This window comes from Campylobacter concisus, assembly GCF_902460715.1.
Lineage (GTDB): Bacteria > Campylobacterota > Campylobacteria > Campylobacterales > Campylobacteraceae > Campylobacter_A > Campylobacter_A concisus_AK.
The window spans coordinates 511,230-536,141 of the sequence record NZ_CABPUX010000002.1 but is presented as its reverse complement, the minus strand read 5'-3'; the positions used below and the strand labels follow the sequence as shown (position 1 = coordinate 536,141).

The window sequence follows — 24,912 nt, the reverse complement described above, 5'->3', positions numbered from 1 at the left end:
ATAAAGCCAAAATTTAAAAGGAAATTTCAGTGCTAACGATAGAAAATTTATACATTTTGGTGGCAGCTCTTGCGCTTGTTTGCGTTATCTTGGTAGCTTTTTTGATAAATGCAAATTTGAAAAATGCAAAACAAAGAGAAGCTTTAGAAAATTTACAAGATGAGCTAAAAGATAGCGAGCGGCTAAATATCGAGCAAAGAGCAAAGCTTGAAGCAAATAGTGACAAGATAGATGAGCTAGCTAAAAATTTAGACGAGTATAAAATTTCGCTCAAGCAAAAAGACGAAAAAGAGGACGAGCTTGAGCGTGAGCTAAGGCGCTTAAACGAGGAGCTTGGCAGCCAGACAAAGATGGCTGAGATGGCAAAGTCGCTATCTTTAAATTTACAAAACGAGCTTGGCGCAAAAGAGGACGAGCTAAGAAGATCAAACGAGAGCGAAAATGAGCTAAAACGCGCTATCGTCGCTCTAAAAAGCGAGATCGGGGCCAAAGAAAACATCCTAAAATCGCAAGAAGAGAATTTAAAAAAGGTAAAAAACGAGCTAAATTTAGAGTTTGCAAACCTTGCAAATAAGATATTTGAAGAAAAAAGTGCAAATTTCTCAAAAAACAGCAAAGAGTCGCTTGAGCTCTTGCTAACGCCACTTGGAGAGAAGATAACAAGCTTTGAAAAGAGGGTAAATGACGCCCACAGCGACTCGCAAAAGAGCGCAGGCGAGCTTAACGCGCAGCTAAAAGAGGTGGTCGAGCTTGGCAAAAATATGTCAAAAGAGGCAAACTCGCTAAGCACAGCACTAAAAGGCAGCAACAAGGTCCTTGGCAACTGGGGCGAGATGCAGCTTGAGCGCACACTGGAGGCTGCTGGGCTAGAAAAGGGCACGCACTACACTACGCAAGAGAGTTTTGACGTGAGCGGCAAGAAGCTCATACCCGACTTTGTCATAAATTTCCCAGACGACAAACAGATGATAATAGACAGCAAAGTCTCACTCCATGCCTACGAAAAGGCAGTCGCTGCGGCTGACCCGGTGCAGAGCAAGCTAGCTCTTGGCGAGCACATCGCTTCGATAAAAAAGCACATCGACGAGCTAGCTAAAAAAGACTACTCGTCGCTTGTGAAAAGCCCTGATTTTGTGCTGATGTTTGTGTCAGTTGAGCCGGCATTTTTGGAGGCTTTGAAATTTGATCCAAATTTATTTAACTACGGCTATGAGAAAAAAGTGGTGCTAGTCTCGCACACGACGCTCATGCCGCTACTTCGTGTGGTGGCAAATTTATGGCGTATGGAAAATGGCAACAAAGAGGCGAAGGAAATTTTAAAAAGCGCAAATGAAATTTATGAGAAATTTTGCACCGTCGCCGAGAAGCTAAATAGGCTTGGAAACTCGGTGAGATCGGTAAATGATAACTTTAATGAGGTCGTTAAAAGCGTGAGCGGTCAAGGTGGGCTTGATAGCAGGCTAGAGAAATTTAAAAAGATCGCTATAAATCCCAAAGATACGCAGGTAAAAGAGCTTGAAGCAAGACCTAGAGAGATCTTGCTAGCTAGCTCTAAAGAGTAAATTTAGAAATTTAGAGTAAAAGTTTTTTAGCAGGCGCCAAAAAGCCTTTAAATTTAGTGATGCATATGCATATTTGTTGAGTTATCATCACTCATCTGTTGCATATTCATCATCATCTTGTGGTGATCATGCATCGGCATATCTGCTGGCATGTTCTTTGGCATATTCATCTGCATATCCATCGCGCTATTTTCAGCCTTATAGCCTGTTATGGTAGGATCAACCATGCCAAATATCATAGCAACGTGTCCAACGATCAAGAAAAATATGAGCAGGCAAAAATGAAGCTTTAGCTTTGCCTTTTGGCTTGCGTTTTTATAGATCAAATTTAGCTCTAAAAGCGCGATGCCAAGAAGTGGGATGACGCCGATGAGATATGAGTAGATAGCGATAACATCGGCATATCCGCGCCATTTTATGGTTGGATAAATTTTTGCTAAAAAGTAGATCACAAGAGCTGTAAAATAGACCCCAAGCACTATGCCAACAAATTTGCTAACGGCCTTAAAGCCAGCATTTTTGCCGCTATCCATGTGATACATCGTGAAAAACTCCATCGCCACTAAAAGCTCCGCAAGCCCCATAGGTATCACTATGTAGAGGATTAGATTGTAGGGTTGATCGAGCGATAAAAGCTCCATGTAGTGTGTCATTACCATTGTAAATCCTTTGTAAAAATTTAAAGAAATTTACTACCAAAGGGCTAAGATAGTTAAAAAATATCAAGAATAGTTGCAGGATTTAAGCGGATGTTAAATTTACTCCTAGCTAGGCTAAGAGTAAATTTAAGCTAGTCTTTAAACTCTTGTGAGATGACTGGAGAGAATTCCTCCCAGTGAAGCTTGGTTTTAATAGTTGGCATCTTGCTTTGAAATGGCTCTTTTTTAAGTGCTGCCATAGCGACGCTATCGCCTTGTGGCTTGGCTGGCGCTTCTACGCTTAAAACGGCTCTTTCAAGCTCGATAAAGTATTTTAAGATGAGCGCATAGGAGCGGAAGAAATTTGCATTTTTATGAGCTAAAAGTAGCGAGCCAAACTCATCTACAAATAAATTTAAAGTCTCGCTAAAAAGCTTGTCGCTGATATTTTTTGCGCCGTTAAATTCATCATTTAAAAACGTAGCCATCGCTAAAAATATAAAGCCAACATAGTCCTCGCTGTCTTTGCAAAGCTCCTTATCACGCCTATATGGGCTAAGGTTTAGGCAGTGTATCACCCTAAGTCTAGCAGCTCCGTTATCTCTGCCCTCTTCATAAAATGAGGCGCTTAAAGGGATATTTGTAAAGCCAAAAAGAACGTCATTTTGCTCATTTACAAGCTCTTTAAAGCTAAATTTTTCTAAATTTGCAAATGCCTCTGCGCTTTGCTCACTTAGAGGATTTTGCGCTAGGTAGCTAAGCTGCTCTCTCCACCTTGCAAATTTCTCATCGCTAGTGTGAAAAAATAGCGGATAAGCTAAAAATTCGTAAAAATATGCCCTTGCTTTTGTGATGTTTTTATCCATTTAATAAATCCTCTCTCATCGCGTTTAGTTGGGCTTGCACCATGATCTTTGCCTTGCAGTCGGCACAGCAGTAAAGAGCTTTTATCTTGGCTCTGTCGTTGCCAAAACGTGGTTGCATGATCGCTGCGATCTTCTCGACTGCTTTTTTGGTCGCAAACTCTTTTCCGCACTCCACGCAGGCAAATAGTTCATCATGCGCAAGCTCGCTATAAACGAAGCTCTCAGGCTTAAGTGCTAGCTTGCCAACCTCAAGTGAGATGGTGTTTTTCTCAGCGCAGCTTAGCTCGCAGTAGCCACAGGCGGTGCAGACGCTTGGGTTAAATAAAATCGAATTTGTCTTCTTATCAGCCACCAAAGCGCTTACGTTACAAGCTCCAACGCAGCTAAGGCAGAGCGTGCAAGTTTCAGCGTTTATCTTAACCTCGCCGTATCTTATCATCTCGCCGCTTTTTACCACGCCAAGATCATCACCACCCACGATAAACTCAAGCCTTTTGGCAAAAATTTCTCTCTTTGGTAGTGCGTATTCGTTGATTGAGTGCTGTGAGCCGTCTATTAGTTTTGCTTTTTTAAGCGCGATTTCAAGCTCAGCCTTGTCTTTTGCGTGGTATATCGCTTGCTCTTTAAATTTAAGCTCATAAATTTGATTTAATATGCTAATGGCGTCTTTTTCGCCCTTGCCAAGGCTCTTGCTATATAAAATCACACTCGCGCCACTTTCTTGAAGAAGTGTTAAAAAGTGCGTTTGGCTTAGCAGATGTGGGGCTAGGATGACAAAAGGTAGGACATTTTGCGGTAGGCTAATGCTAAGCTCTTCTAAATTTATCTCTTCAGATACGATGAGAGCGACCTTATCTTTGTAAAGCTTAGCGATAGTTGCAAACGAGCTTTGTGGCATGAGCGTTGAGTCTAGTGAGCCGCTAGGGCAGACACTGATGCAGTTTCCGCAGTTTGTGCAGTCGATCGCTGAAAAGACAAGGTGCTTTGTCTCGTCCTCTTTTAAGATAGCAACCGTTGGGCAAACCTCGGCGCAACGACCGCAAATTTCAGTCCTGCGCTCGTGATACTGGCAGATTGAAGAGTCGTATTGCGTAAAGCTTTTGTATCTAAATTTTGGGCTTTTTGCGTTTAAAATTTCAAGCACTTTTTCATCTTTTAGCCCTGAAATTTCATAGCAACCGCTTTGCTTTAGCATATAGTCCCTTGCGTTTTCAACTAAGAAAAAGTCGCAATCAACCTCAAATTCATCATTTGCTCTAAGCACCAAAACGCTTAGCTCGCCAGCAGCGCCATATATAAATTTAACCTCAAAGTGCGTAAGCTCTATCACTTTGTAGCCATTTTCTTTTAGTAAATTTGCTAGCTCTGCTCGGCCTGAGTTGCTTACTATCACGACATTTTTGCCGACCTCTTTTTCGTAATCCACATCCTTTGCCATGTCAAAGGCGCTCGCTCTTGCCTCGTAGAGTAAAAGTGTGTTTTTGGCTTTTTCTAAGACGCTTGCGGTGGTATTTTTAAGGTAGAAATTTATCTCAGGTGCGATGATGTTTGCTTTTAGCTTTGGAGAGTTTGAGACTAGATAGTCACCATTTTCGTTGTTGATCTCTATCTGCTCATTTAGCATCAAAGCGTCGTCAAAATCGTTATAAAAGCCAAATTCTTTCATTGTTTCTCCTATTATCAAAAACGGGCTTATTCTAATATTAATGGGATTAATAGACTCTGAAATTTATATGCTCTTTTTTTGCTCTAAGTTTTAATTTATAATATTTTTATGTTAAAATCACGCCTTGGTAAAACTAACTTACTAGGAGCGCAAATTGAACGATTTAAGAAATATCCCACAAGTTGATAAGATCATAAAAAACGAGGCATTTTCGGGGCTTGATACGAGTTTAGTCACTATGCTTGCAAGGCAAATTTTAGATGAGGTTAGGGCTAAAATTTTAAATGAAAATGCAAACTTTAGTGGCGAAGAGATAATAAATTTGATCCTAAATGAGTATTATAAATTTAATGAAGCTAGCCTTCAAAGGGTGCTAAATTTAACTGGCGTTGCCATACATACAAACCTAGCTAGAAGCGTTATCGATAAAGAAATTTTAAAGCGGGCAACGCCTGTTATCACAGGATACTCAAACCTCGAATACAACCTAAAAACAGGCAGCCGCGGCAACAGATACGACTACGTTGGCTCGCTAATAGCAAGAGCTTTTGGCTTTGAAGACACCATCGTTGTAAATAACAATGCAAGCGCTGTATTTTTGGTGCTAAACACCTTTGCAAAGGGCAGAGAAGTTGTCGTTAGTAGAGGCGAGCTAGTCGAGATCGGCGGCAGTTTTAGAGTGCCAGAGGTGATGGCAAACGCAGGTTGTATCTTAAAAGAGGTCGGCACTACAAACAAAACTAGGCTAAAGGACTATGAAGAGGCGATAAGTGGCGAGACGGCGATGCTTGTGAAGGTTCATAGATCAAATTTTGACATCGTTGGCTTTAGTGAAGAGACCACGGCAAATGAGCTTAGTGAGCTAGCAAGCAGGCAAAATTTGATAGATTATTTTGATCTTGGCAGTGGATTTTACGGAAATTTACCATTTAACTTAGACAAAAACGAGCCAGATCTAAAAAATTTAAAAGATGTTTCGCTAGTTAGTTTTAGCGGTGATAAGCTGCTTGGCGCGGTGCAGTGTGGCATCATTGTCGGCAAAAAAGAGCTCATCGCAAAGCTTAGAAAAAACCAGCTTTTAAGGATGCTTCGTGTCGATAAAGTGATCATCTCGCTTTTGGCTGAGAGCATGAAAGCCTATCTAAACAAAGAATTTGAGCTAATCACAACGCAAAAACTACTTCACAAGAGCGTAAAAGAGCTTGAAAGCTTGGCAAATTTTATAAATAAAAGCCTAAAAACTCCGCTTGAAATAGTGCGAACTTCTACCTTTGTAGGAGGTGGGGCGATGCCAAATAAAAAGATCCCAAGTGTGGCTTTGGCATTTGGTGGCGATGCAAATTTAAACGAGCTAAAATTTAGGCAAAAAAAGGTGATCGGACGCATAGAAAACGATAAATTTATGCTAGATCTCAGGTCGCTTCTTGATGATGACGTAGAGACGCTAATAAAAATAATAAATGAAACGGAAGAAAAATGAGTTTAATAATAGGAACAGCAGGGCATATCGATCACGGAAAAACCGCGCTTATAAAGGAGCTAAACGGCTTTGAGGGGGACAATCTTGAAGAGGAGAAAAAGCGTGGCATAACGATCGATCTAAGCTTTTCAAATTTAAGCAAAAATGATGAAAATATCGCGTTTATCGACGTGCCAGGGCATGAAAATCTCATAAAAACGATGATAAGTGGCGCGTATGGCTTTGATGCGTGCTTGTTTGTGGTGGCGGCAAATGACGGACTTATGCCTCAAAGCTTGGAGCACCTTGAAATTTTAAATCTACTTGGCGTGAAATCTATAATCGTGGCGCTTACAAAGTGCGATCTCGTGGATGAAGCCACCATAAATTTAAGAAAAAAAGAGATAAGAGATGAAATTTCTAAATTTAAAAACCTGCAAATTTTAGAAATTTTCGCCGTTAGCATAAAGGATAAGGTGAGCATCGATGAGCTTAGAAACTACCTCTTTACGCTAAGAGCCAAAAAGCGCGATGAGGAGGGCGTTTTTAGATACTACATCGATAGAGTTTTTAGCCTAAAAGGTATCGGAAATGTCGTAACTGGCACTGTGATAGAGGGAAGCGTTAGTAAAAACGAGAAGCTTTTTAACTACGACGCTGGCAAGGAGGTGCTAGTAAGAAGCGTGCAAAGCCACGATAAATTCGTTGATAGTGCTGGAGTTAGCAGCCGCGTGGCGCTTAATCTAACTGGCATAGAGCTTAGTGAGCTGAAAAAGGGTCAGCTACTTAGCAAAAAGGGCTTTTTTAGGGGATTTAGAGAGGTTGATGCGGTCGTAACTGCTAAAAATCTCATCCACTCTCAAAGTGTAACATTTTGCGTGGGCGCTAAAAACGTGCCCGCAAAGGTGCTAATCCTTAGCCAAAAAGATGATAGCTACTTCGTGAGCTTTAAATTTCAAAGCGATATGTTTTTAAAATTTGACGAGGCCTTTGTGCTCATCTCAGATGCGCGCGTGATAGGCGGTGGTAGGGTGCTAAACCCAATGCTTGAGCCACTAAAAAAGGCTGGCAAAATTCTCTTTTTAGCATCGCTTTTAAAGCATGATTTTGTAGAAGCCTTTTCTATACTTAAAGAGGCTCACAAAAATGGCTTTGGCATCATCTCTTCTTATCAAAGATTTGGTCTAAATCACGAAGAAGCCGTAGCCGTGGCTAAAAAAGTCTCAAATGTTTTTGTCGATGAAAAGGCTTTAAATATCTACGATCTAAGCGCGGTTGAGCGGATAAAATCAGCCATTAAATTTATGATAGAAAAGAATGAATTTGCTGTATTTTCAGCTCAAAGCATCAGCCTAAAACTTGCTTGGGCTAGCCAAAATTTAGCCCAAAAAGCGCTTGATGAGCTTGAAAGTGCAAATTTGATCGCCAAAGATAGCGGTGTCTATACCAAAAAAGGCGTTGATCTTAGCAAGCTAAAAGTAAGGCTTGAAGAGAAAATTTATGAAATTTTAGAAAGTGGCAAGCTAGCCCCAACGGCGCCATATAATATATATGATGATCTTGAGATCGATAGGGTTAGTGGCGATAATGCTCTTAAAAAGCTAACCGCAATGGGTAGGGTCATAAGGCTAGAGCATAACCTTTTCATCACTAGAAATTCACTAAAAATGGCACTTGATAAACTAAGAGAGATCATAAAAAATCAAGGCTTTGTAAATGTCACAAACGCCAAGGATGCGCTAAATTTAAGTAGAAAATATGTAATCGCCTACCTTGAGCAGCTCGATCTTGAGAGTGACATAATGAAGCAAGGAAATGATAGGGTTTTTCGCAGTTAGTATTCATTTACAAAAAGCAAATATAATCCGCCAAATTTTTAAAAAGGATAAAAATGAAAAAAGTGATCTTAGCCTCAATCATAGCGGCAACTAGCCTAATGGCAGCAAGCGATAAGCAAATAGAGGACTTCTACTCTCAAATGGTTGATAGCAGCGTAAAAGTAAAGGTAGCTGATCGTCACAAAGTGGCAGGCGACATCGAAGCTGTCGTGGTAAAACTAAGCAAAGATGGCAACTCACAAGATGAGATAGTATTTACAAAAGGTGACTTCATCTTCCCAGACGTGATCGATCTAAAAGAGCAAAAATCATACCTCGCTGAAGTGAAAAAAGAGGTCATCGCAAAGGGAATTTCTAAAATTTATAAAGATGAAGACAAGGCAAACATCATCGTTCTTGGTAGCGACCCTAAAAAGCCAACTATCATAATGTTTTCAGACCCTGAGTGCCCATACTGCAGAGCTGAGCTAGCAAAGATCGAGACAACGCTAAAAGATAGCAACGTAGAGATCGTCCTAACTCCAGTGCATGACATCTCATCACTTCAAAAAAGCTCACTAATCTACAAAGATGCAAAAACTGCTAAGAGTGACAGTGATAAGGTTAAAATTTTAAGAAAATACTACGCTGAAGACTACAATGTAGATGATAAGAGCGTTAGCAAAGAAGATGTCGCAAAGATCGATAATCTGCGCAAAAAATACTTTGCAGCCGGTGTTAGATCAGTGCCATTTATCGTAAATAAAAGCGATCTAAAATAACATTTTCTAGGGAGCTCTCCCTAGAATTTCTACTACAAATAATTCTTATAAATTTAAAGTATATTTAACTATATTTTTAATAAATACTTAACATTCTTAATTAAACTTTTATATTTACTTTGCTTAACTTAGAAATATGCTAAATTTACATAGTTTAACTTTAGGGTGCTAAAATGCCCTTAAATAGGCTATTTGCGATATTTTAGAAATTCTAAATATGCAAATTTTACATATCAATGAACCAAATTTCTCAAAAATTTTTGAGGCATAAGGAGGAAAAATGCAAGGATCAAGAAGAGATTTTCTCAAAAAATCTCTAAAAGTCGGTGCTGCCGGCGGTGTACTCGCAGTCTCAGCCGTAGCAAAAGTGACTAGTGATGACTTGGCTCCTGATGACAATGGCGTTGTCGTAGGCAAGTCAAACAAAAAAGAGGTGCTTTATAAAAAAAGCAAAAATTGGGAAACCTACTATAAAATCGCATACTAAGGGAGAAAACCATGAGTGATGCACGTATAGGAAGACGTTCATTTTTGAAGCTAGCCGCACTTGGTGCTGGCACCACAATGGCTTTTGGACAAAATGATACGATAAGACACGCTAGCGCAGAGGAGATAAAAGATCCTTTTCCTGGCTCAAAAAAGGTTAGAACTATTTGTTCTATATGCTCAGCAGGCTGTGGTATCGAGGCTGAGGTACAAGATGGTGTTTGGGTTCGTCAAGATATGGCGATGTTTCACCCGATATCTCAAGGCTCACACTGCTCAAAAGGTATCGATCAGATCGACCTTACACACAGCAAACAACGCATCAAATACCCTATGAAAAAGGTTGATGGCAAATGGCAGAGAATTTCATGGGATCAAGCTGTAAATGAGATCGGCGATAAGATGCTTCAGATCCGCAAAGAAGATGGTCCTGATAGCGTTATATTCTTAGGATCTGCGAAATTTAACAACGAACAAGCATATTACTTTAGAAAATTTGCTGCGTTTTGGGGCACAAACAGCAACGACCACGTAGCAAGAATTTGACATAGCGCAACAGTCGCCGGTGTGGCGAATACTTGGGGTTATGGCGCGATGACAAACCACTTTGGAGATATGGCTGCAAATTCAAAATGTATATTTATAATAGGTGCAAATCCAGCTGTGGCAAACCCAGTTGGCGGCATGAAGCACACTTTGCAAGCAAAAGATAGAAACAACGCAAAAGTGATCGTAGCTGATCCAAATTTTACAAAATCAGCCGCTCACGCTGACCTTTATCTAAGACAAAGATCAGGCACTGATATAGCACTTGTTTATGGACTTATCCACATCATCTTAAAAAATGGCTGGGAAGATAAAGAATTTATAAAAAATAGAACTTATGGTATCGATGAGATAGCAAAAGAGGCTGAGCACTGGACACCAGAGGTCACATCTGATGTTACAGGCGTGCCGGTTGATAAGCTAATGGAGGCTGCAAATATCCTAGCTCACACAAAACCAGGCACTGTGATCTGGGCACTTGGTATCACTCAGCACTCAGTTGGTAGCTCAAATACGAGAATTTTACCTATCCTTCAACTAATCCTAGGCAACATGGGCAAACCAGGCGGTGGCTGTAACATCATCCGTGGTCACGACAACGTTCAAGGCTCAACTGACATGTGTAACCTCTCAGATAGCTTACCAATGTATTACGGACTAACTGACGCAGCTTGGAAGTACTACTGCCAAGGCTGGGGTGTTGATTATGATGAGTTTATAAAACGCTTTGCAGTCTCAACTAAAGAGCCAAAACAAGGCGGCACACCAGTTAAAAACACTGTTTTTGAAGAGTATTACTACCACGATCCTAAAAATCCAGAGGATAGAAACTGGAGAAATGAAAAAGGCTGGTCACTTTCAAAATGGTGGCAAGGCGTCTTAAAAGAGGAAAATACCTTTAGCAGTGGTGCATTAAGAGTTCTTTGGGTTCAAGGAACTGGTCTAACATCTATGGCGCACCTAGCTAAAATCCAAGAAGCAGCTTCAAAACTAGATATGATCGTAGTTGCTGAGCCATTTGTAAATGAAATTTCTATCCTTTCAGATAGAAAAGATGGTGTCTATATCTTGCCAGTGGCAACTGCTTTTGAAAACGAAGGTCACCTAAACGCTACAAACCGCTCAGGTCAGTGGAGAACAAAAGTCGTTGATCCACTTTATGAGAGCAAGGGCGATCACGAAGTTATGTTTGCATTTGCTAAGAAATTTGGCTTTTACGATGAGTACGTAAAAGGCATGAAGATGGCTGTTGTAAATAGAGAGCTAAAACAAGTAAAAGATGACTTTGTATGGCCAGATGATGCGACAAATGAGATAGCAAGAGTTGGAAATTCTATCGGTTATGGCGGCAGAACTGCTGAGATGTTTAGACGTCACCAAGCAAACTGGGATAAATTTGACCCAGATACGCTAATAGGTCTTGGCGGTGAAGTAAAAGGCGAGTACTACGGCAAGCCATGGCCAGCATGGGATGAAAAACACCCTGGCACACCGATACTTTATGATATGAGCAAGCCTTATGCAGAGGGTGGCTCTGGCTTTAGAAACCGCTTTGGCTTAGAGCATAACGGCGTTAGTCAGCTAGCTAGCGAAGAGAGCACGCTTGTTGGCTCAGCTATAAAAGGTGGCTACCCACAAATCACAAAAGATAATATAGAAAAAGTCCTAGGCATCACTCTAACAGAAGAGGAGAAAGCTAAGATCGGACCTAGCTGGAGCATGGACTATAGTGGCATCATCTTAGAAAAATGCCGTGAAAAAGGGGTCGTGCCGTATGGTAATGCAAGGGCTAGAGCTATCGTTTGGGAATTCCTTGATCCTATCCCAAAACATAGAGAGCCTATCCACTCACCACGCTGGGATCTTGTTCAAAAGTATCCGACATTTGATGATCAAGCTAGAAATTTCCGTGTTTCTACTAGATTTAAGTCAGAGCAACAAGCAAAAGACTGGTCAAAAGAGTTCCCTATCGTATTTAGTACGCAACGCGTCGTAAATTTAAGTGGTGCGGGAATGATAGAAAGAACTAGCAAATACCTCTCAGCCATCACGCCTGAAATGTTTGCTAACGTTCACCCTGAGCTTGCTTTAAAATACGGCATAAAAGATCGCGATATGATGTGGATCCACAGCCCGCAAGGCACGAAGATCAAAGTAAGATGCTATCACAGCTACATGGTCACTCCAGATAGAATTTGTATGCCTTACAACTTCGCTGGCGTTATGCAAGGTGTCGATCTCTCAGCTCGCTACCCAGAGGGCACTAAGCCTTATGTTATCGGCGAGAGCTTTAACACAGTTACTAACTACGGATTTGACCCTGTTACTCAAATTTCAGAATTTAACGCAGGTCTTTGCCGCATAGAAAAAGCTGAAGAGAATACCTTTAAAACATCGTTTTATCACGAGTATGGCGAGAGAGACGCCCTAGGTAAAGAGTAAGGAGAGAAAAATGGCAAGAATGAAATTTTTTGTAGATACTAATAGATGTATCAGCTGCTTTGGATGTCAAGTCGCCTGCTCTTCTGCTCACGAGCTTCCAGTAGGAATTTATAGAAGAAAAGTTATCACACTTCACGATGGTATCGAGGGCAAAGAGGTATCAACCACTATCGCATGCCAGCACTGCACCGATGCACCTTGCGAGCAAGTTTGCCCAGTTGATTGCTTCTACATTAGAGCTGATGGCATCGTGCTTCACGATAAAAACAAGTGCATAGGCTGTGGATACTGCTTATATGCTTGTCCATTTGGTGCGCCGCAGTTCCCTAAAGACGGGGCATTTGGCGTAAAAGGCGTAATGGATAAATGCACTATGTGTGCAGGCGGTCCAGAGCCAACTAACTCACACGAGGAGAGAGAGCTTTACGGTCAAAACAGAATAGCTGAGGGCAAAGTGCCTATGTGTGCGGCTATCTGTTCTACAAACGCGCTTTTAGTTGGCGACGCTGCTGAGGTTTCAAATGTATATCGCAAACGCGTCATGCTAAGAAATACAGGACTAAACGTATAACACTAAGGAGGGCGCTTGCTCTCCTTTTAAATTTATAAAATTTAAATTATCTTTATGATTTTTATAATCTAAAATTTCATCAATAATTTTTCTTATCTATTGAAATTATCAAAAATATATAACTTTTTTATCTTGATATGAAATTTATCTCTAATCCTCTAAAGCCCTAAATTTACGTAAAGTTGATTATTAGATTGTAAAAAATATTATTTGTGCTTTCAATTTACATTCTTTTATGATAATCGTTTTTATTTTAATCAAAGTAAAGCCTTGGTAATATTTCGCTTTAAAATAATCTCACAGGTGGTTTAATTAATGAATAAATTTTTTAAATTTATGCTTATCATGCTACTGCCTATCTGGCTTGTGGCAAAAAATGACGACTACACACAAGTCGCAGCTCAGATAAAAGAGTCATTACAAAAAGTAATAACAGAGTATAGAGCTGGCAATGTCGAGCAAGCAGTTAGCGATACTCAAAATGCTTATTTTGGTCTGTTTGAAGATGTCGAAGCTGGCATCAGAATAAATTTAGGTCAGAAAAAAGCTTACTCTATGGAGAAGCAGTTTGGCGAGATCAGAAAGGCGATAAAAGCTGGCGAAGCACCAGATGATGTGCAAAAAAGAATAGATCAGATAAATAGCGAAATCGCTGAAGTTCTGCCAGTTATTTTAAATGGACATAAGCTTGTTGGCGAGTATTCAGACACCCCAGCACAAGCTGCTGCAAGTGGCTATGACACTTCTAAATTTATCCCTGAGTGGAAGGTGGCATTTGAAAATTTATCAGCAACTCTTGATAAAGCCATAGCAAGCTACGAGGGCGATAAACAAGATGATGCTAAAAATTCTGTCCAAGATGCTAAATTTAATGATTATAGAAATACTCAACTTGAAATCGCCGTTCGCCAATATATAGAAAATGGCAAAAGTATAGATGCTGACATCCAAAGAAAGATGGGTGAAGCGATCAGTGGCATCACAAATGGCATAACAAAAGATGATTTTAAAACAAAGCTAGAAGAGATCAAAAAGCTAGCGTATGACGCTATCGCTAAACTCCCAGCTGAGACAGTAAAACTAGCAAAAGTTGATATGAGTAGTGCAGCATCTAGCGATAGCAGCGAAGATAGCGGCACAGACTACACTCAAACTGTTAAAAACATAAATGACAAAATTCAAGCAGCTATCGCGCTTTATAAAGGTGGCAATAGCGCCAAAGCTATGGGCGATATCCAAGATATCTACTTTGATGAGTTTGAAGGTAGCGGCATGGAGAACAAAGTAGGTGCGATAGATGTAAATTTAAAAACAGCTATCGAAGCTACATTTGGTAACCTTGTAGCCCTTATGAAGTCAGGCGCAGACGAAAAAACACTTGAAGAGAGTGCAAGCAAGATGTCATCTCAGCTAGCAGCTGCACTTGAGAAAACTAGCGGTTCAAGCTCACCTTGGACGCTATTTATCTGGGCGCTAACTATCATCTTAAGAGAGGGCTTTGAAGCTCTTATCATCGTTGCAGCCGTTGTTGCATATCTTGTAAAAACTGGCAATGCAAAAGCTATGGGCAAAGTCGTATATAGCTCAGTTGGCGTGGCTGTCATCTTAAGCTTTGTCATGGCTTGGATAATGAACATCATCTTTGGCGAGGCAGCAGGTCAAAAAAGAGAGCTTATGGAAGGCATCACTATGCTTGTTGCAGTGGGACTTCTATTTTACGTTGGCTTCTGGCTTCTTTCAAATGCTGGCGCTAAAAAATGGAACGACTACATCAAATCACACGTTTCTGAGTCTATCTCAAGTGGCTCAAGCACAGCACTTTGGTGGACTGTATTTTTAGCGGTATTTAGAGAGGGCGCTGAGACAGTGCTATTTTATCAAGCACTTATCTTTGACGCAAAAGACTCAGCTGGCTACTCAATGATCGCAGCTGGCTTTGTCGTAGGTCTTATCGTTCTTTTGATAGTCTATTTCTTATTTAAAATTTTCGCTGTTAAAATTCCTATTAAACCATTTTTTATATTTACATCAGCGATCATCTTTTATATGTCGATCGTCTTTGTTGGCAAGGGCGTTGGCGAGCTAGTTGAGGGCAAAATTTTCATCCCAACTATCATAAAAGGACTAAATTTTCCTGACTGGATGAGAGACTGGCTAGGACTTATGCCATATTACGAGAGCTTAGTACCTCAGATCATTATGGTGCTTGCCCTAATCATAGGCATCGTTATCATGAAATCAAAACAAAATAAAAACTAATCTTATATAAAGGAGAGGATATGAATAAAATTCTTAGTTCAGCTCTAGCACTTAGCTTAGCAGCTGGTTTTGCACTTGCTGGAGAGCACCCAATCGGCGAGCCTGTAGAGGCTAATGGCATGGAGATAGCTGCAGTTTATCTTGAGCCAATCGACATGGAGCCAAAAGGCGTTGATCTAGCTCCAAGCTTGGCTGATCTTCACTTAGAGGCTGACATCCACGCTATAAAAGGCAACAAAAACGGCTTTGGCGAAGGCGAGTGGATCCCATATCTAAAGATCAACTATGAGCTAAAAAACCTTGATAATGGTAAAACTAAAAAAGGTACATTTATGCCTATGGTTGCAAGCGATGGCCCACACTACGGCGCTAACGTAAAAATGGATACAGGTGTTGGTAACTATGAGCTTAAATTCCACATCGACAATCCAGAAAAACAAGGCTTTGGTCGCCACGCTGACAAAGAGACTGGTGTTGGTAAATGGTTTGAGCCTTTCACAACAACTTATAAATTTCAATGGACAGGTGGTCCTGTTAAATAATCACTTTGGGGCGTTTTCGCCCCTTTTTAAAAATTCTCATAGGGTTTAGTTATGTCAATTTACTTCTATCAGGTCTTTTTAGCCCTCCTTGGATTTACGCTTTTTGCTGCCTTAAATAACAATGGCAAAAGTTTAAAAACGATCTTTTTACCATCATTTCTTGGCGTTGTTGCCGGTGTGCTTATCTTTAAAGCTGCTCGTCATGCGCTTGTTGATGACCAGTTTAAAATTTTTATTGATTCTGTGACGCTGGTTTTTCTACTAATTAGCATTTTATGGATATTTTTCGAGCTTAAGATAGCAAAAATCGTAACATTTTTTATTTTAGGCATCGGCTTTGGTTTTGGTTATAGCTCAAGTAGCGCTTTGTTCCCACTATTTGGTGGCGAGCTGCTTGATACGCTTTCAGTCATAAGCTTCTTTTTGATGATCTTTGCGATGATCTTGATACTATTTTTATTTTTCTTCATTTCAAATTTAAAAGCTAGCATCCCATCATCAGTAGCTAAAATTTTAGCTCTTATCACATTAGTATTTTTGCTAGTCGATAGAAGCTCGCAAACTGCACTTGAGCTTTTACGTGCAGGCGCTTTAAAGATAAGTAGCGAGCTAAATTCTCAAATTTTATCTATCAGCGCAAAAGGCATCTATGTCACAGAATTTAGTGCCTATTTTTACATAGTTGTGATCCTACTTTTATGCATCATAGCACTTTGCTTTATGCCAAAAAGTATCGATAAGAGCACGTTTGGTTCTATCAAATACCGCTTTACAAAAGCCATTAGAGAAAATGTCTTTGACAATGCAAAATTTGCATTTTGCAGCGTTTTAATAGCGCTTGGCTTTTCACTTTATTTTGATCTTTACGCATCTCGCCCACCTCAAATTTCAGAGCCAGTCTTGGTTGAGCCAGTGGGAGATAAATTTATATTTGATGTTGATATGTTAAAAGATAATGAACTTCACAGATTTGCCTACATCACAGATGAGGGCAAACAGATAAGATTTTTCTTGCTAAACCGCTTTAGCGACCGCCCATCTCCTGTCATCGTCTTTGACTCGTGCATGATATGCGGCGATATGGGCTACATAAAAAAAGGTAATGATCTTATTTGTATCTCTTGTAATGTTAGAATTTTCTTGCCGTCAGTTGGCAAAGAGGGCGGTTGTAACCCGATCCCTATGGCATTTACCTTCGATGGTAAAAACATCATAGTTGATTATAAAACGATCGTCGCAGGGGCAAACTACTTTAGCAAGGTCGTCGAAAAGATGGTGCTTGACCCTGTAAGCCGTAAAAAGGTGAGCAATCTTGATTCAAGATCATATTTATACTACGGACGCACATATTTCTTTGAGAGCAACGAAACTCAGGCGAAATTTGAAGCAAATCCAGAAAAATATGTAGAAACAAATGGAACGTTAAAATGAAAAATATGCAACTAAGAATGATAAAAAGCTCGATCACTGGCTCAAAGGTGCAAAAGACGATGGCGTTTATCACTATCTTGCTAGCTGCTCTTTTGATAGCTTGCATGCTAAATATCACGCTAAAAATCGGCGATCAAGTGGCAAGCGAGCTTAGAGGATATGGCTCAAATATCGTCGTTTTACCACGTGGTGAGAGCCTAAGCATCGAGATCGAGGGTAAAAATTTCACCCCACTAAAATCACAAAATTTACTCCCAGAGGCTGATATCTACAAGATAAAAGAGATCTTTTGGAGAAATAACATCGTTGCTTTTGCTCCGTTTTTAGAGACAAAGGTAAAAGACGCTAAGGGCGATGAGTTTAGCTTTGAGGGGACATATTTTGATAAAAATATCGGACTAAAAGACGAGCCAGAATTTAGCACAGGTGTTAAGAGCTTGTATGGATTTTGGGGTGTTGAGGGTGCTTGGCCAAAAGATGAGAGCATGGATGAAATTTTAGTCGGCGATGAGCTTGCAAAGGCTAAAAATTTAAAAGTTGGCGACAAGCTTAGCCTTGCTGGCAAAAACGGCACAAAAGAGGTTAGCGTGGTTGGCATCTTAAAAGGATCAAGCGATGAGGCTCATAAGCTAATAGGCTCGCTCAAACTTGCTGGTGATCTCTCAGGACACGCTGGCTCATACACAAAAGCCGAGGTCTCAGCCATGACGATCCCAGAAAATGACCTATCTCTAAAAGCAAGAAGAAATTTAGACAACCTTGATAGCGCAGAGTATGATAAATGGTACTGCTCAGCTTATGCGGGATCGATCGCATTTCAGATAGAAGAAAATTTACCAAACGTTAGCGCAAAGGCAAGCCTTCAAGTAAGTGATGCGGAGAGTAATATCGTAAAGAAAATTCAAAGTCTAATGGGTATCGTTAGTATCATCGCTCTTGTGGTCTCAGCTATTGGCATAACATCGCTAATGACAAGTGAAATTTACCGCCGTAAAAAAGAGATCGGACTTTTAAAAGCCATAGGCGCAAGTAACTTTGAAATTTACGCCCTTTTTGCTAGCGAGAGCCTTGTGGTTGCCTTTTTTGCAGGCATCACGGGAGCATTTTTAGGATACGCGCTAAGCTACGTGATGTCTTACATCATCTTCTCTCACGGCATAGGCATAGCATGGATCGTGCTGCCAATTAGCGTGGCATTTGCCTTGCTCATCTCAGTCGTTGGCTCGCTAATGCCAATGAGAAACGTCATAAATTTACTACCTGCGGAGGTGCTATATGACCGCAAATAGCAAATTCTTTTACAACCTTATCTACAAAAGCCTAAAAAATGGCTCATCAAGGGTTATGGTCATCGTGATCTCGATCTTGCTTGGAGCGTGCGTGTGTGCGGCATTTGTCAATGTCTATCTGGACATCGACTCAAAGGTCTCACGTGAGCTAAAAACTTATGGTGCAAATATGATCTTTGCTCCAAAAGATATGGCGACAAGCGATGATATGAGTGAAAAAACCTATAATGAAATGATCGCTAAAGTCCCAAAAGATAAGCTTCTTGGCGAGAGTGGATATCTCTTTGCTCAGGCAAATATCGGCCCAACTAATGCCATCGTCATGGGGACAAAATTTAGCAATCTAAAAAAGGTTAAGCCGTTTTTAGATGTTAGAGATGGAACTATGATAAATGTCGATTTTGACGATAAAAACGTGCTAATAGGCGTCGATCTTGCTCGTCAAGCTGGCTTTAAAGCAGGCGATGATATAGAAATTCGTGCCATTGGTTCAAACGAGAGCATAAATGTAAAGATAAAAGGCGTAGTGGCAAGTGGCGACAAAGAGGACGCTCTTTTGATCACGTCACTATCTTTGGCTCAGAAAATTTCAAACAAAGCTGGCAAGATAAACTACGCAGAGGCTGTTGTGCTTGGAAATTTTGACGAGATAACATCGCTTGCAAAGACTATAAGCAACGATGAAATAGTCGCAAAACCAGTGGCAAAGGTCTCAAAGTCTGAGGGCTACATCTTAGAGAAGATCAAACTTCTAATGGCGCTTGTGAGCCTTGTCATCTTGCTTATCACTTCAATGTGCGTAAATACAACGCTTAGTGCTATCTTGCTCTCTCGATCACGTGAGATCGCACTTCTTAGAGCCATAGGCGCTAGCAAAAAAGACGTGCTAAGGCTATTTGGCTTTGAAACATTTGTGACAGCGCTCATTTCAGCGTTAGTTGGAGCGTTTTTAGGTTATCTACTAGCTCAAATTTTAGGTTATGCGATATTTGATTCTAGTATTGATTTTAGAATTCTAAGCATCCCAGTAGCTGTGGTCATATCACTTCTTTTTGCAGCGATCGCAGCATTTTACCCGATTAAACGGGCACTTAATAACAAAATGGCAGATACACTAAGAGGAGAATGATATGCAAAATGCACTAGAACTTAAAAATATTTGTAAAATTTTTGGCGATGTAAAAGCACTTGATGATATAAGTTTTGAGGTTAAAAAGGGCGAGTGGGTCAGCGTCATGGGACCAAGCGGTAGTGGTAAGAGTACTCTTGTAAATATCCTTTCTCTAATGGATACTCCAAGTAGCGGCGTATATATGCTTGGCGGCGATGATGCGAGCAACCTAAATGCCGATGATACGCTTAAATTTAGACGTGAAAAGATCGGACTTGTCTTTCAGCAGTTTCACCTAGTGCCATATCTTAGCGCTCTTGAAAACGTGATGATAGCGCAGTATTATCATAGCTCAGTTGATGAAGAGGATGCTAAAAAGGCGCTTGAGGCAGTTGGTCTCTCTCACAGGCTAACGCACAGACCAAGTCAGCTAAGTGGTGGCGAGCAACAACGCCTTTGTATCGCGCGCTCACTCATAAACGACCCTGAAATTTTAATAGCAGATGAGCCAACTGGTAACCTTGACGAGGCAAATGAGAGGATCATACTTGATCTATTTTGCAAGCTAAGAAAAGAGGGCAAGACGATACTTCTAGTCACTCACAACCCAGATCTAGGCGAGTATGGCGATAAGATCGTCTATCTAAGACACGGCAAACTAGAGAAGATCCGCACTATTGAAAATCCAAAGGTGCCAAATGCGATATAAAATTTTACTTTTATGTCTAGTTTCAGCCCTAGTTTTGGGCTGCGTCAAGCAGTATGAGAAGCACCACATCACTCTAAATGACTCAAGTGGCATCGATACGCAGTTTTTCCCTACTGAGAAGCGCCTAAAGATAGGCGATAAGCCATATATGCTCTTTTTCTTTGGCACAGACTGCGGAGTTTGCAAGGCTGCGATCCCTGATCTAAACGCACTTGAAAAAGAGTATGGCAAAGAGGTTCAGTTCATTGGCATTTTAGGACCTAGCAAGGGTTTTGATAAGGATATCGAAATCTTAAAAGAGCACAACATCACCTTTAAAACTACAAGCGACAAGGTCTCGGTGGATTACTTCAGCAAGGCAGTTGGTGGCGTTATGGGCGTACCAGTTATCTATTTTTTTGATAAAGATGGTAAGATGCGATCAAAATTTATCGGTCTTACACCAAAAAGTGTGCTTGAAGGTGCTATAAGATCGCTCTTATAGGAGTGAAGATGAGAAATTTCTTTTTATTTGTTCTAGCGGTATTTTTTGTCGGATGTGCTAGCAGCACGCCAAATATCTCGGTAAAAACGAGCGATCCGATATTTTTTACGCTTGGAGAAGCAAACAAAAGCGTCTATGTAAATTTTAAAAATAGCGCGACTGGACAAGATGTAAATGCTGAAATTTTAAGCGAATTTGCAAAGGCTGGCTTTAGAAATGAGCCAAATATCAAAAATGCCGACTTCATCATCCTTGGCGACGTGCAAAGCTTTTCTAGGACAACCAAAAGAGATCCTAGATTTTCAATGGGCATGGGATATGGCTTTGGCAGACCAAGTTTTGGCTTTGGCTACTCGATGTTTTTCCCATTTGACTATGATGACGATGATGACTTTAGCACAAACAGCTATGCTTACTACATGCAAGTAAGCGTGCTAGTGCGCCCAAAAGATGGCGGTGAGAAAGCGACAAATATCTCGCTCATGCAAGCGGGCAATGTCTATTCGCCAAGCTACATCTGGCCATTTTTCAAAGAGCGCCTAGCAAAACAGATCGTTAGCTTTTTCTATAACGTCTCACAAAGGTAGAGAAATTTATCTAAAGCTAGGCTTTTAAAGACCTAGCTTTAAATTTTCTAGTTGTCTATCATAAAATCATAAAATTCGTTGTTATATCCTACGTTTCCTACTTTGCTGTATTGTATAAGAGCTGCTTTTATGTTGTCAATTTGCTGATACATAAAGCCAAGGGCAGCTCTGTTTTCAACAGCGCTTGGGTCGCTCAGCTTTGTAAGCTCCAAAAGTGCGATCGCATTTGTTATTTTGTTAGCTCCAGTCGCAGCCACAGAGGCCAAAAATAACGTGCCAGCGTCATTTATCTTAAACTCGTCTATAACCTCATTATAAAGCTTATAGCTCTCGTCAAAGTCATTTGTAAAGATATCCACGTAGGCTAGAGTTTGGATCAAATTTATATTCTTTGGCGCACTCTTTAGCTGGGCTCTTAGCTTGTCGCGCTCCCTTGTTAGCAAGCCTGAGATCTGAAGTAGCTTTATGTATTGCTTTTTGATGATGTCAGCGCCGTGATAAAAGGCATTTGAGTCGAGATTTTTATCGTTAAAGTAAATTTGTATCGCTTTTGCGTACTCTTTGATGTTTTGATCTTTGTTTTTAGAGATGAAATTTAAGATATTTGCGATGATGTCGTTTGGCAAGATTTTCATGAGCTCATCAGCTTTTTTTGACATTAGCTCATCGTTGTTTGAAATTTTAGCGGTGATGATATCAAAGGCTAAATTTAGCGTCGTAGGCTCTTTTGGCTCTTCAAGCCACCTTATCATCGCACTTTGGTTGCCACTAACTAGGCTTAAAAGCGAGGCATATAAATTTACAGGCTTTAGGCTTTTGTCGTTTTCTAAATTTTCGCCGATCTCCTCAACTAGTTTTGGATTTAAATTTCTATTTATATCCATACAGATCGCGCCAAAGATGCCTGAAAGATGGTTATTTACATCTTGATGATAGCTTGCTATAAAGTGCTTTGCTGCAAGGCTAAAATTCCCAAGCTGAGCGTAGCTTAGAGCCAGGTTATACTGCAAGATCGAGTGGTTTGGATAGGCCTTGGCTAGCTCTTCAAAGTCCTTGTTTGCCTCTTTTAATCGGTAGTTAAGTGCCTTTGCGATGGCTTCACTAAGTTTTGCATTGACCTTTGAGGCGGCGGCACTTTGGCTAAGGTAGTCATTTGCCGCTGAGGTGTCATCTAAAAAGACGCTAACTCCGCCTTTTCTTATCTGCTCGATGCTCCGTTTCGCGTCAAAAACCTTGTAAGGCGCAAAGTAAAATAGCGTCTCGTAGCGCCTTGTTCTATCAAAAAACATATCGTCACTAAAGTGCGCCTGAGCTAGGCTGACGTCAAAGAGATCTGGCTTTAGTATGGTCTTTATCTTATAAATTTTACTTGGCATCGAGGCGTTGTAGTCATAAACGTCTTTGATAAATGCCGCCGCGTCGCCATAATCAGCAGTCTTTAGATCGATTAGCGCCTCAGTCATCTTGATAAGATCGATATTTGGTGTATTTTTAGAAGCCTTTGTTAGATGGTCCCTTGCCTTGTCGTATTTGCCAAGCCTTGCATAAAGCTGCGCTAGCGTAAAGTCAGCCTTAAAGGCCTTTTGCCCTTCAAGCTCAGCTATGGCTCTCTCGTCATCTCCAAGAAGCGATAAAATTTTGGCGCTCAAGTAGGCATACTCGCCCTTGTAGTCATCTGTGCTAGGGTGAGAGAGTGCTTGCAGCGCCTCGTAGTAATTACCCTTGTAATAATTAACCAGTGCATAGTAGTAGCTGTAAAGTGGCGAGCTGTTTTCATACTGCAAAAAGGAGTCTGCAAGCCCTATGTAGTAGTTGAAATTTTTAGTGTTATTTAGCTCAAGTGAGCAAACAGCGGCGTTTATGGCACTCACCGCGGTATTTTCGCGATCAGTTATCGCTTTGTTAAATGAGATGATCGCCTCGTCACATTTTTCTTGTTTCATCTGCGAAACGCCAAGATTGTAGTTTGAAAGTGACTGGTTATAAACAGCTATGTTTTCATAAATTTTTAACGCTTCAAATTTATTGCCACGCTCATAAAGCTGGTTTGCTTTGTTGATCATCTCATCGATCTTTGAAGCGCCAAAATTTTGCGTTTGGTAGTTGTTTTCTATATTTTTTACGATAGCTGTAGTGTCTATCTCCTCTTTTTTATCTTTTTTTAGCAAGACGATTAACAAAACAGCGATCAAGATGACAAGCACCAAAGCAGCCGCACCGATGATGATAAAGAGCTTTTTCTTGCTCTTTTTTACTGGTATTGGCTCTGGGATACTCTCATCTTGAAGCACGCCGTCATTTGCGATGCTATCAAGCGAGACGATCTCTTCAGGCGCCTCGGCTTTTGCCTCCTCAGGCGCTTGCTCTGCTTGCTCGCCAGGTGGTTTTAGAACTACAACCTCGTCATCAGCCACTACATATACCTTTTAAGAACTTCTGGAATTTCGATAGTGCCATCAGCCTTTTGGTAGTTCTCCATTATCGCTATTAGCGTCCTGCCAACTGCCAGACTTGAGCCATTTAGGGTATTTACAAGCATATTTTTCTTGCCATCTTTAAAGCGAATTTTTGCTCTTCTTGCTTGAAAATCACGAGTATTAGAGATAGAGCTTATCTCGCGGTATTTGCCCTGACCTGGTAGCCAAACCTCAAGATCTACCGTCTTTGCTGCGCTAAATCCTAGATCGCCGCTGCAAAGAAGCATGTGGCGGTGAGGCAAACCAAGGCTAGTTAGCAAGTCGCTCGCGCAAGATATCATCTCAGCAAGCACGCCCTCGCTTTGATCAGGCTTTGTGATGCTTACAAGCTCGACCTTTTCAAACTGGTGCTGGCGGATCATGCCCCTTGTGTCACGTCCTGCTGAGCCTGCCTCTTGGCGGAAGCATGCTGAGTAGCAAGTCATCTTTATAGGCAGCTCGCTAGCTTCTATGATCGTGTCATTGTATAAATTTGTTACAGGCACTTCGCTAGTTGGGATGAGGTAGAGATCCTCGTCGCGCACTTTGTAAAGATCCTCTTCAAATTTAGGCAGCTGACCAGTGCCAAAAAGTGTGTTTGAGCTTACTAGATAAGGGACATTTACAAGCTCAAAGCCGCGCGCGCTGTTAAAGTCGATCATGTAATTAACAAGCGCTCTACTAAGCCTTGCTCCCATGCCGCGAAGCACGGTAAAGCGAGATCCTGAGAGCTTTGCACCTCTTTCAAAGTCAAGCCAGCCAAGGCTCTCGCCTAGCTCCCAGTGCTCTTTTGGCGTAAAGTCAAATTTAGTAGGCTCAAGCACCGTTTTTATGCAGACATTATCGTCCTCGTCCTTGCCAAATGGCACGTCATCGTCGGTGATATTTGGCACGCTAAATGAAATTTGCTCAAGTTTTTCTTCGTATTGTTTAACGATCTCATCAGCGTCAGCAAGGGCAGCTTTGTTTAAATTTAGCTCGCTCTTAAGCTCGCTCACGTCCTCACCAGCTCTTGCTTTTACGCCAAGCTCCTTGCTCTTTGCGTTTTGGATCGCTTGGAAATTTTCAAGCGCTTTGCGCTTTTGCTTTAGCTCGTTAAAAGTGTGCAAAAGCTCGTCTAGCAAGCTAGCTTTAACGTTTTTGCCCTCTAGTTTTTTTACGAATTCATCGTAGTTTGTCTCAAGTAGTTTTAAATTTATCATTATCCTC

At 40.9% G+C, this 24,912-nt stretch carries 20 protein-coding genes and 1 pseudogene; 16 read left to right on the top strand and 5 right to left on the bottom strand.

The features are described from left to right. The first annotated feature begins 29 nt into the window (after window positions 1-29). Complete coding sequence (locus F3G91_RS08490) at window positions 30-1,562, top strand: DNA recombination protein RmuC (RefSeq protein WP_149701280.1); 1,533 nt, start codon at window positions 30-32, stop codon at window positions 1,560-1,562. A gap of 53 nt (window positions 1,563-1,615) precedes the next feature. Here the strand turns inward: F3G91_RS08490 and F3G91_RS08485 are convergent, their stop codons facing one another. The 3 genes from F3G91_RS08485 to F3G91_RS08475 form a co-directional block, all read right to left on the bottom strand. Beyond that, complete coding sequence (locus F3G91_RS08485) at window positions 1,616-2,221, bottom strand: DUF6803 family protein (RefSeq protein ID WP_149701279.1); 606 nt, start codon at window positions 2,219-2,221, stop codon at window positions 1,616-1,618. Window positions 2,222-2,352: 131 nt separating this feature from the next. Further along, window positions 2,353-3,066, bottom strand: coding sequence for a TorD/DmsD family molecular chaperone (locus tag F3G91_RS08480; RefSeq protein WP_149701278.1), 714 nt, complete (start codon window positions 3,064-3,066; stop codon window positions 2,353-2,355). After that, the gene (locus F3G91_RS08475; protein ID WP_149701277.1) at window positions 3,059-4,732 is read right to left on the bottom strand and encodes a 4Fe-4S dicluster domain-containing protein; all 1,674 of its coding nucleotides are present in this window, start codon (window positions 4,730-4,732) and stop codon (window positions 3,059-3,061) included. Before F3G91_RS08475 ends, F3G91_RS08480 begins: the two co-directional genes overlap by 8 nt. A 154-nt stretch (window positions 4,733-4,886) precedes the next feature. Between F3G91_RS08475 and selA the strand changes: the two genes are divergently transcribed. From selA to F3G91_RS08400, 15 genes and pseudogenes are all read left to right on the top strand, one after another. Next, entirely contained in the window at window positions 4,887-6,212 is a 1,326-nt protein-coding gene (gene selA, locus F3G91_RS08470; RefSeq protein ID WP_149701276.1) for an L-seryl-tRNA(Sec) selenium transferase, read from the top strand. Next, window positions 6,209-8,029 carry a selenocysteine-specific translation elongation factor gene (selB, locus tag F3G91_RS08465; protein WP_149701275.1) on the top strand — a complete coding sequence of 607 codons (1,821 nt, stop codon included), beginning with the start codon at window positions 6,209-6,211 and terminating at the stop codon, window positions 8,027-8,029. Before selA ends, selB begins: the two co-directional genes overlap by 4 nt. 53 nt (window positions 8,030-8,082) lie before the next feature. Next, entirely contained in the window at window positions 8,083-8,790 is a 708-nt protein-coding gene (locus F3G91_RS08460; protein WP_149701274.1) for a thioredoxin domain-containing protein, read from the top strand. 280 nt (window positions 8,791-9,070) lie between these two features. Further along, on the top strand, window positions 9,071-9,277 hold the full coding sequence (locus F3G91_RS08455; RefSeq protein ID WP_009294906.1) for a twin-arginine translocation signal domain-containing protein: 207 nt from the start codon (window positions 9,071-9,073) through the stop codon (window positions 9,275-9,277). 11 nt (window positions 9,278-9,288) lie between these two features. Further along, window positions 9,289-9,549 (top strand): annotated as a pseudogene (locus F3G91_RS10505) (hypothetical protein); the annotation flags it as partial. Between the two features lie 60 nt (window positions 9,550-9,609). Continuing rightward, on the top strand, window positions 9,610-12,264 hold the full coding sequence (locus F3G91_RS08445; RefSeq protein ID WP_223227859.1) for a formate dehydrogenase subunit alpha: 2,655 nt from the start codon (window positions 9,610-9,612) through the stop codon (window positions 12,262-12,264). A gap of 10 nt (window positions 12,265-12,274) precedes the next feature. Further along, window positions 12,275-12,835, top strand: a complete 561-nt coding sequence (gene fdh3B, locus F3G91_RS08440; RefSeq protein WP_149701273.1) for a formate dehydrogenase FDH3 subunit beta — start codon at window positions 12,275-12,277, stop codon at window positions 12,833-12,835. A 315-nt stretch (window positions 12,836-13,150) separates the two neighbouring features. Further along, complete coding sequence (locus tag F3G91_RS08435; RefSeq protein ID WP_149701272.1) at window positions 13,151-15,094, top strand: FTR1 family protein; 1,944 nt, start codon at window positions 13,151-13,153, stop codon at window positions 15,092-15,094. 20 nt (window positions 15,095-15,114) lie between these two features. Next, window positions 15,115-15,636, top strand: coding sequence for an iron transporter (locus F3G91_RS08430; protein ID WP_004317727.1), 522 nt, complete (start codon window positions 15,115-15,117; stop codon window positions 15,634-15,636). 51 nt (window positions 15,637-15,687) lie between these two features. After that, a complete protein-coding gene (locus F3G91_RS08425) occupies window positions 15,688-17,067 on the top strand; it encodes a Fe-S-containing protein (RefSeq protein ID WP_149701271.1) in 1,380 nt (459 codons plus the stop codon). Then, on the top strand, window positions 17,064-18,356 hold the full coding sequence (locus F3G91_RS08420) for an ABC transporter permease (protein WP_149701270.1): 1,293 nt from the start codon (window positions 17,064-17,066) through the stop codon (window positions 18,354-18,356). Before F3G91_RS08425 ends, F3G91_RS08420 begins: the two co-directional genes overlap by 4 nt. After that, window positions 18,343-19,485, top strand: a complete 1,143-nt coding sequence (locus F3G91_RS08415; RefSeq protein WP_103598595.1) for an ABC transporter permease — start codon at window positions 18,343-18,345, stop codon at window positions 19,483-19,485. The genes F3G91_RS08420 and F3G91_RS08415 overlap by 14 nt, the downstream gene beginning before the upstream one ends. Before the next feature lies 1 nt (window position 19,486). Beyond that, window positions 19,487-20,176 carry an ABC transporter ATP-binding protein gene (locus F3G91_RS08410; protein WP_004317741.1) on the top strand — a complete coding sequence of 230 codons (690 nt, stop codon included), beginning with the start codon at window positions 19,487-19,489 and terminating at the stop codon, window positions 20,174-20,176. After that, window positions 20,166-20,660, top strand: coding sequence for a TlpA family protein disulfide reductase (locus F3G91_RS08405; protein WP_009294896.1), 495 nt, complete (start codon window positions 20,166-20,168; stop codon window positions 20,658-20,660). The genes F3G91_RS08410 and F3G91_RS08405 overlap by 11 nt, the downstream gene beginning before the upstream one ends. Window positions 20,661-20,668: 8 nt before the next feature. Beyond that, the gene (locus F3G91_RS08400; RefSeq protein ID WP_087583491.1) at window positions 20,669-21,247 is read left to right on the top strand and encodes a hypothetical protein; all 579 of its coding nucleotides are present in this window, start codon (window positions 20,669-20,671) and stop codon (window positions 21,245-21,247) included. Window positions 21,248-21,294: 47 nt separating this feature from the next. Here F3G91_RS08400 and F3G91_RS08395 read toward each other — a convergent pair whose 3' ends face one another. Both F3G91_RS08395 and serS read right to left on the bottom strand, forming a co-directional pair. Continuing rightward, window positions 21,295-23,661, bottom strand: coding sequence for a tetratricopeptide repeat protein (locus F3G91_RS08395; protein ID WP_149701269.1), 2,367 nt, complete (start codon window positions 23,659-23,661; stop codon window positions 21,295-21,297). After that, complete coding sequence (gene serS / locus F3G91_RS08390; protein ID WP_149701268.1) at window positions 23,661-24,905, bottom strand: serine--tRNA ligase; 1,245 nt, start codon at window positions 24,903-24,905, stop codon at window positions 23,661-23,663. The genes F3G91_RS08395 and serS overlap by 1 nt, the downstream gene beginning before the upstream one ends. Window positions 24,906-24,912 lie beyond the last annotated feature (7 nt).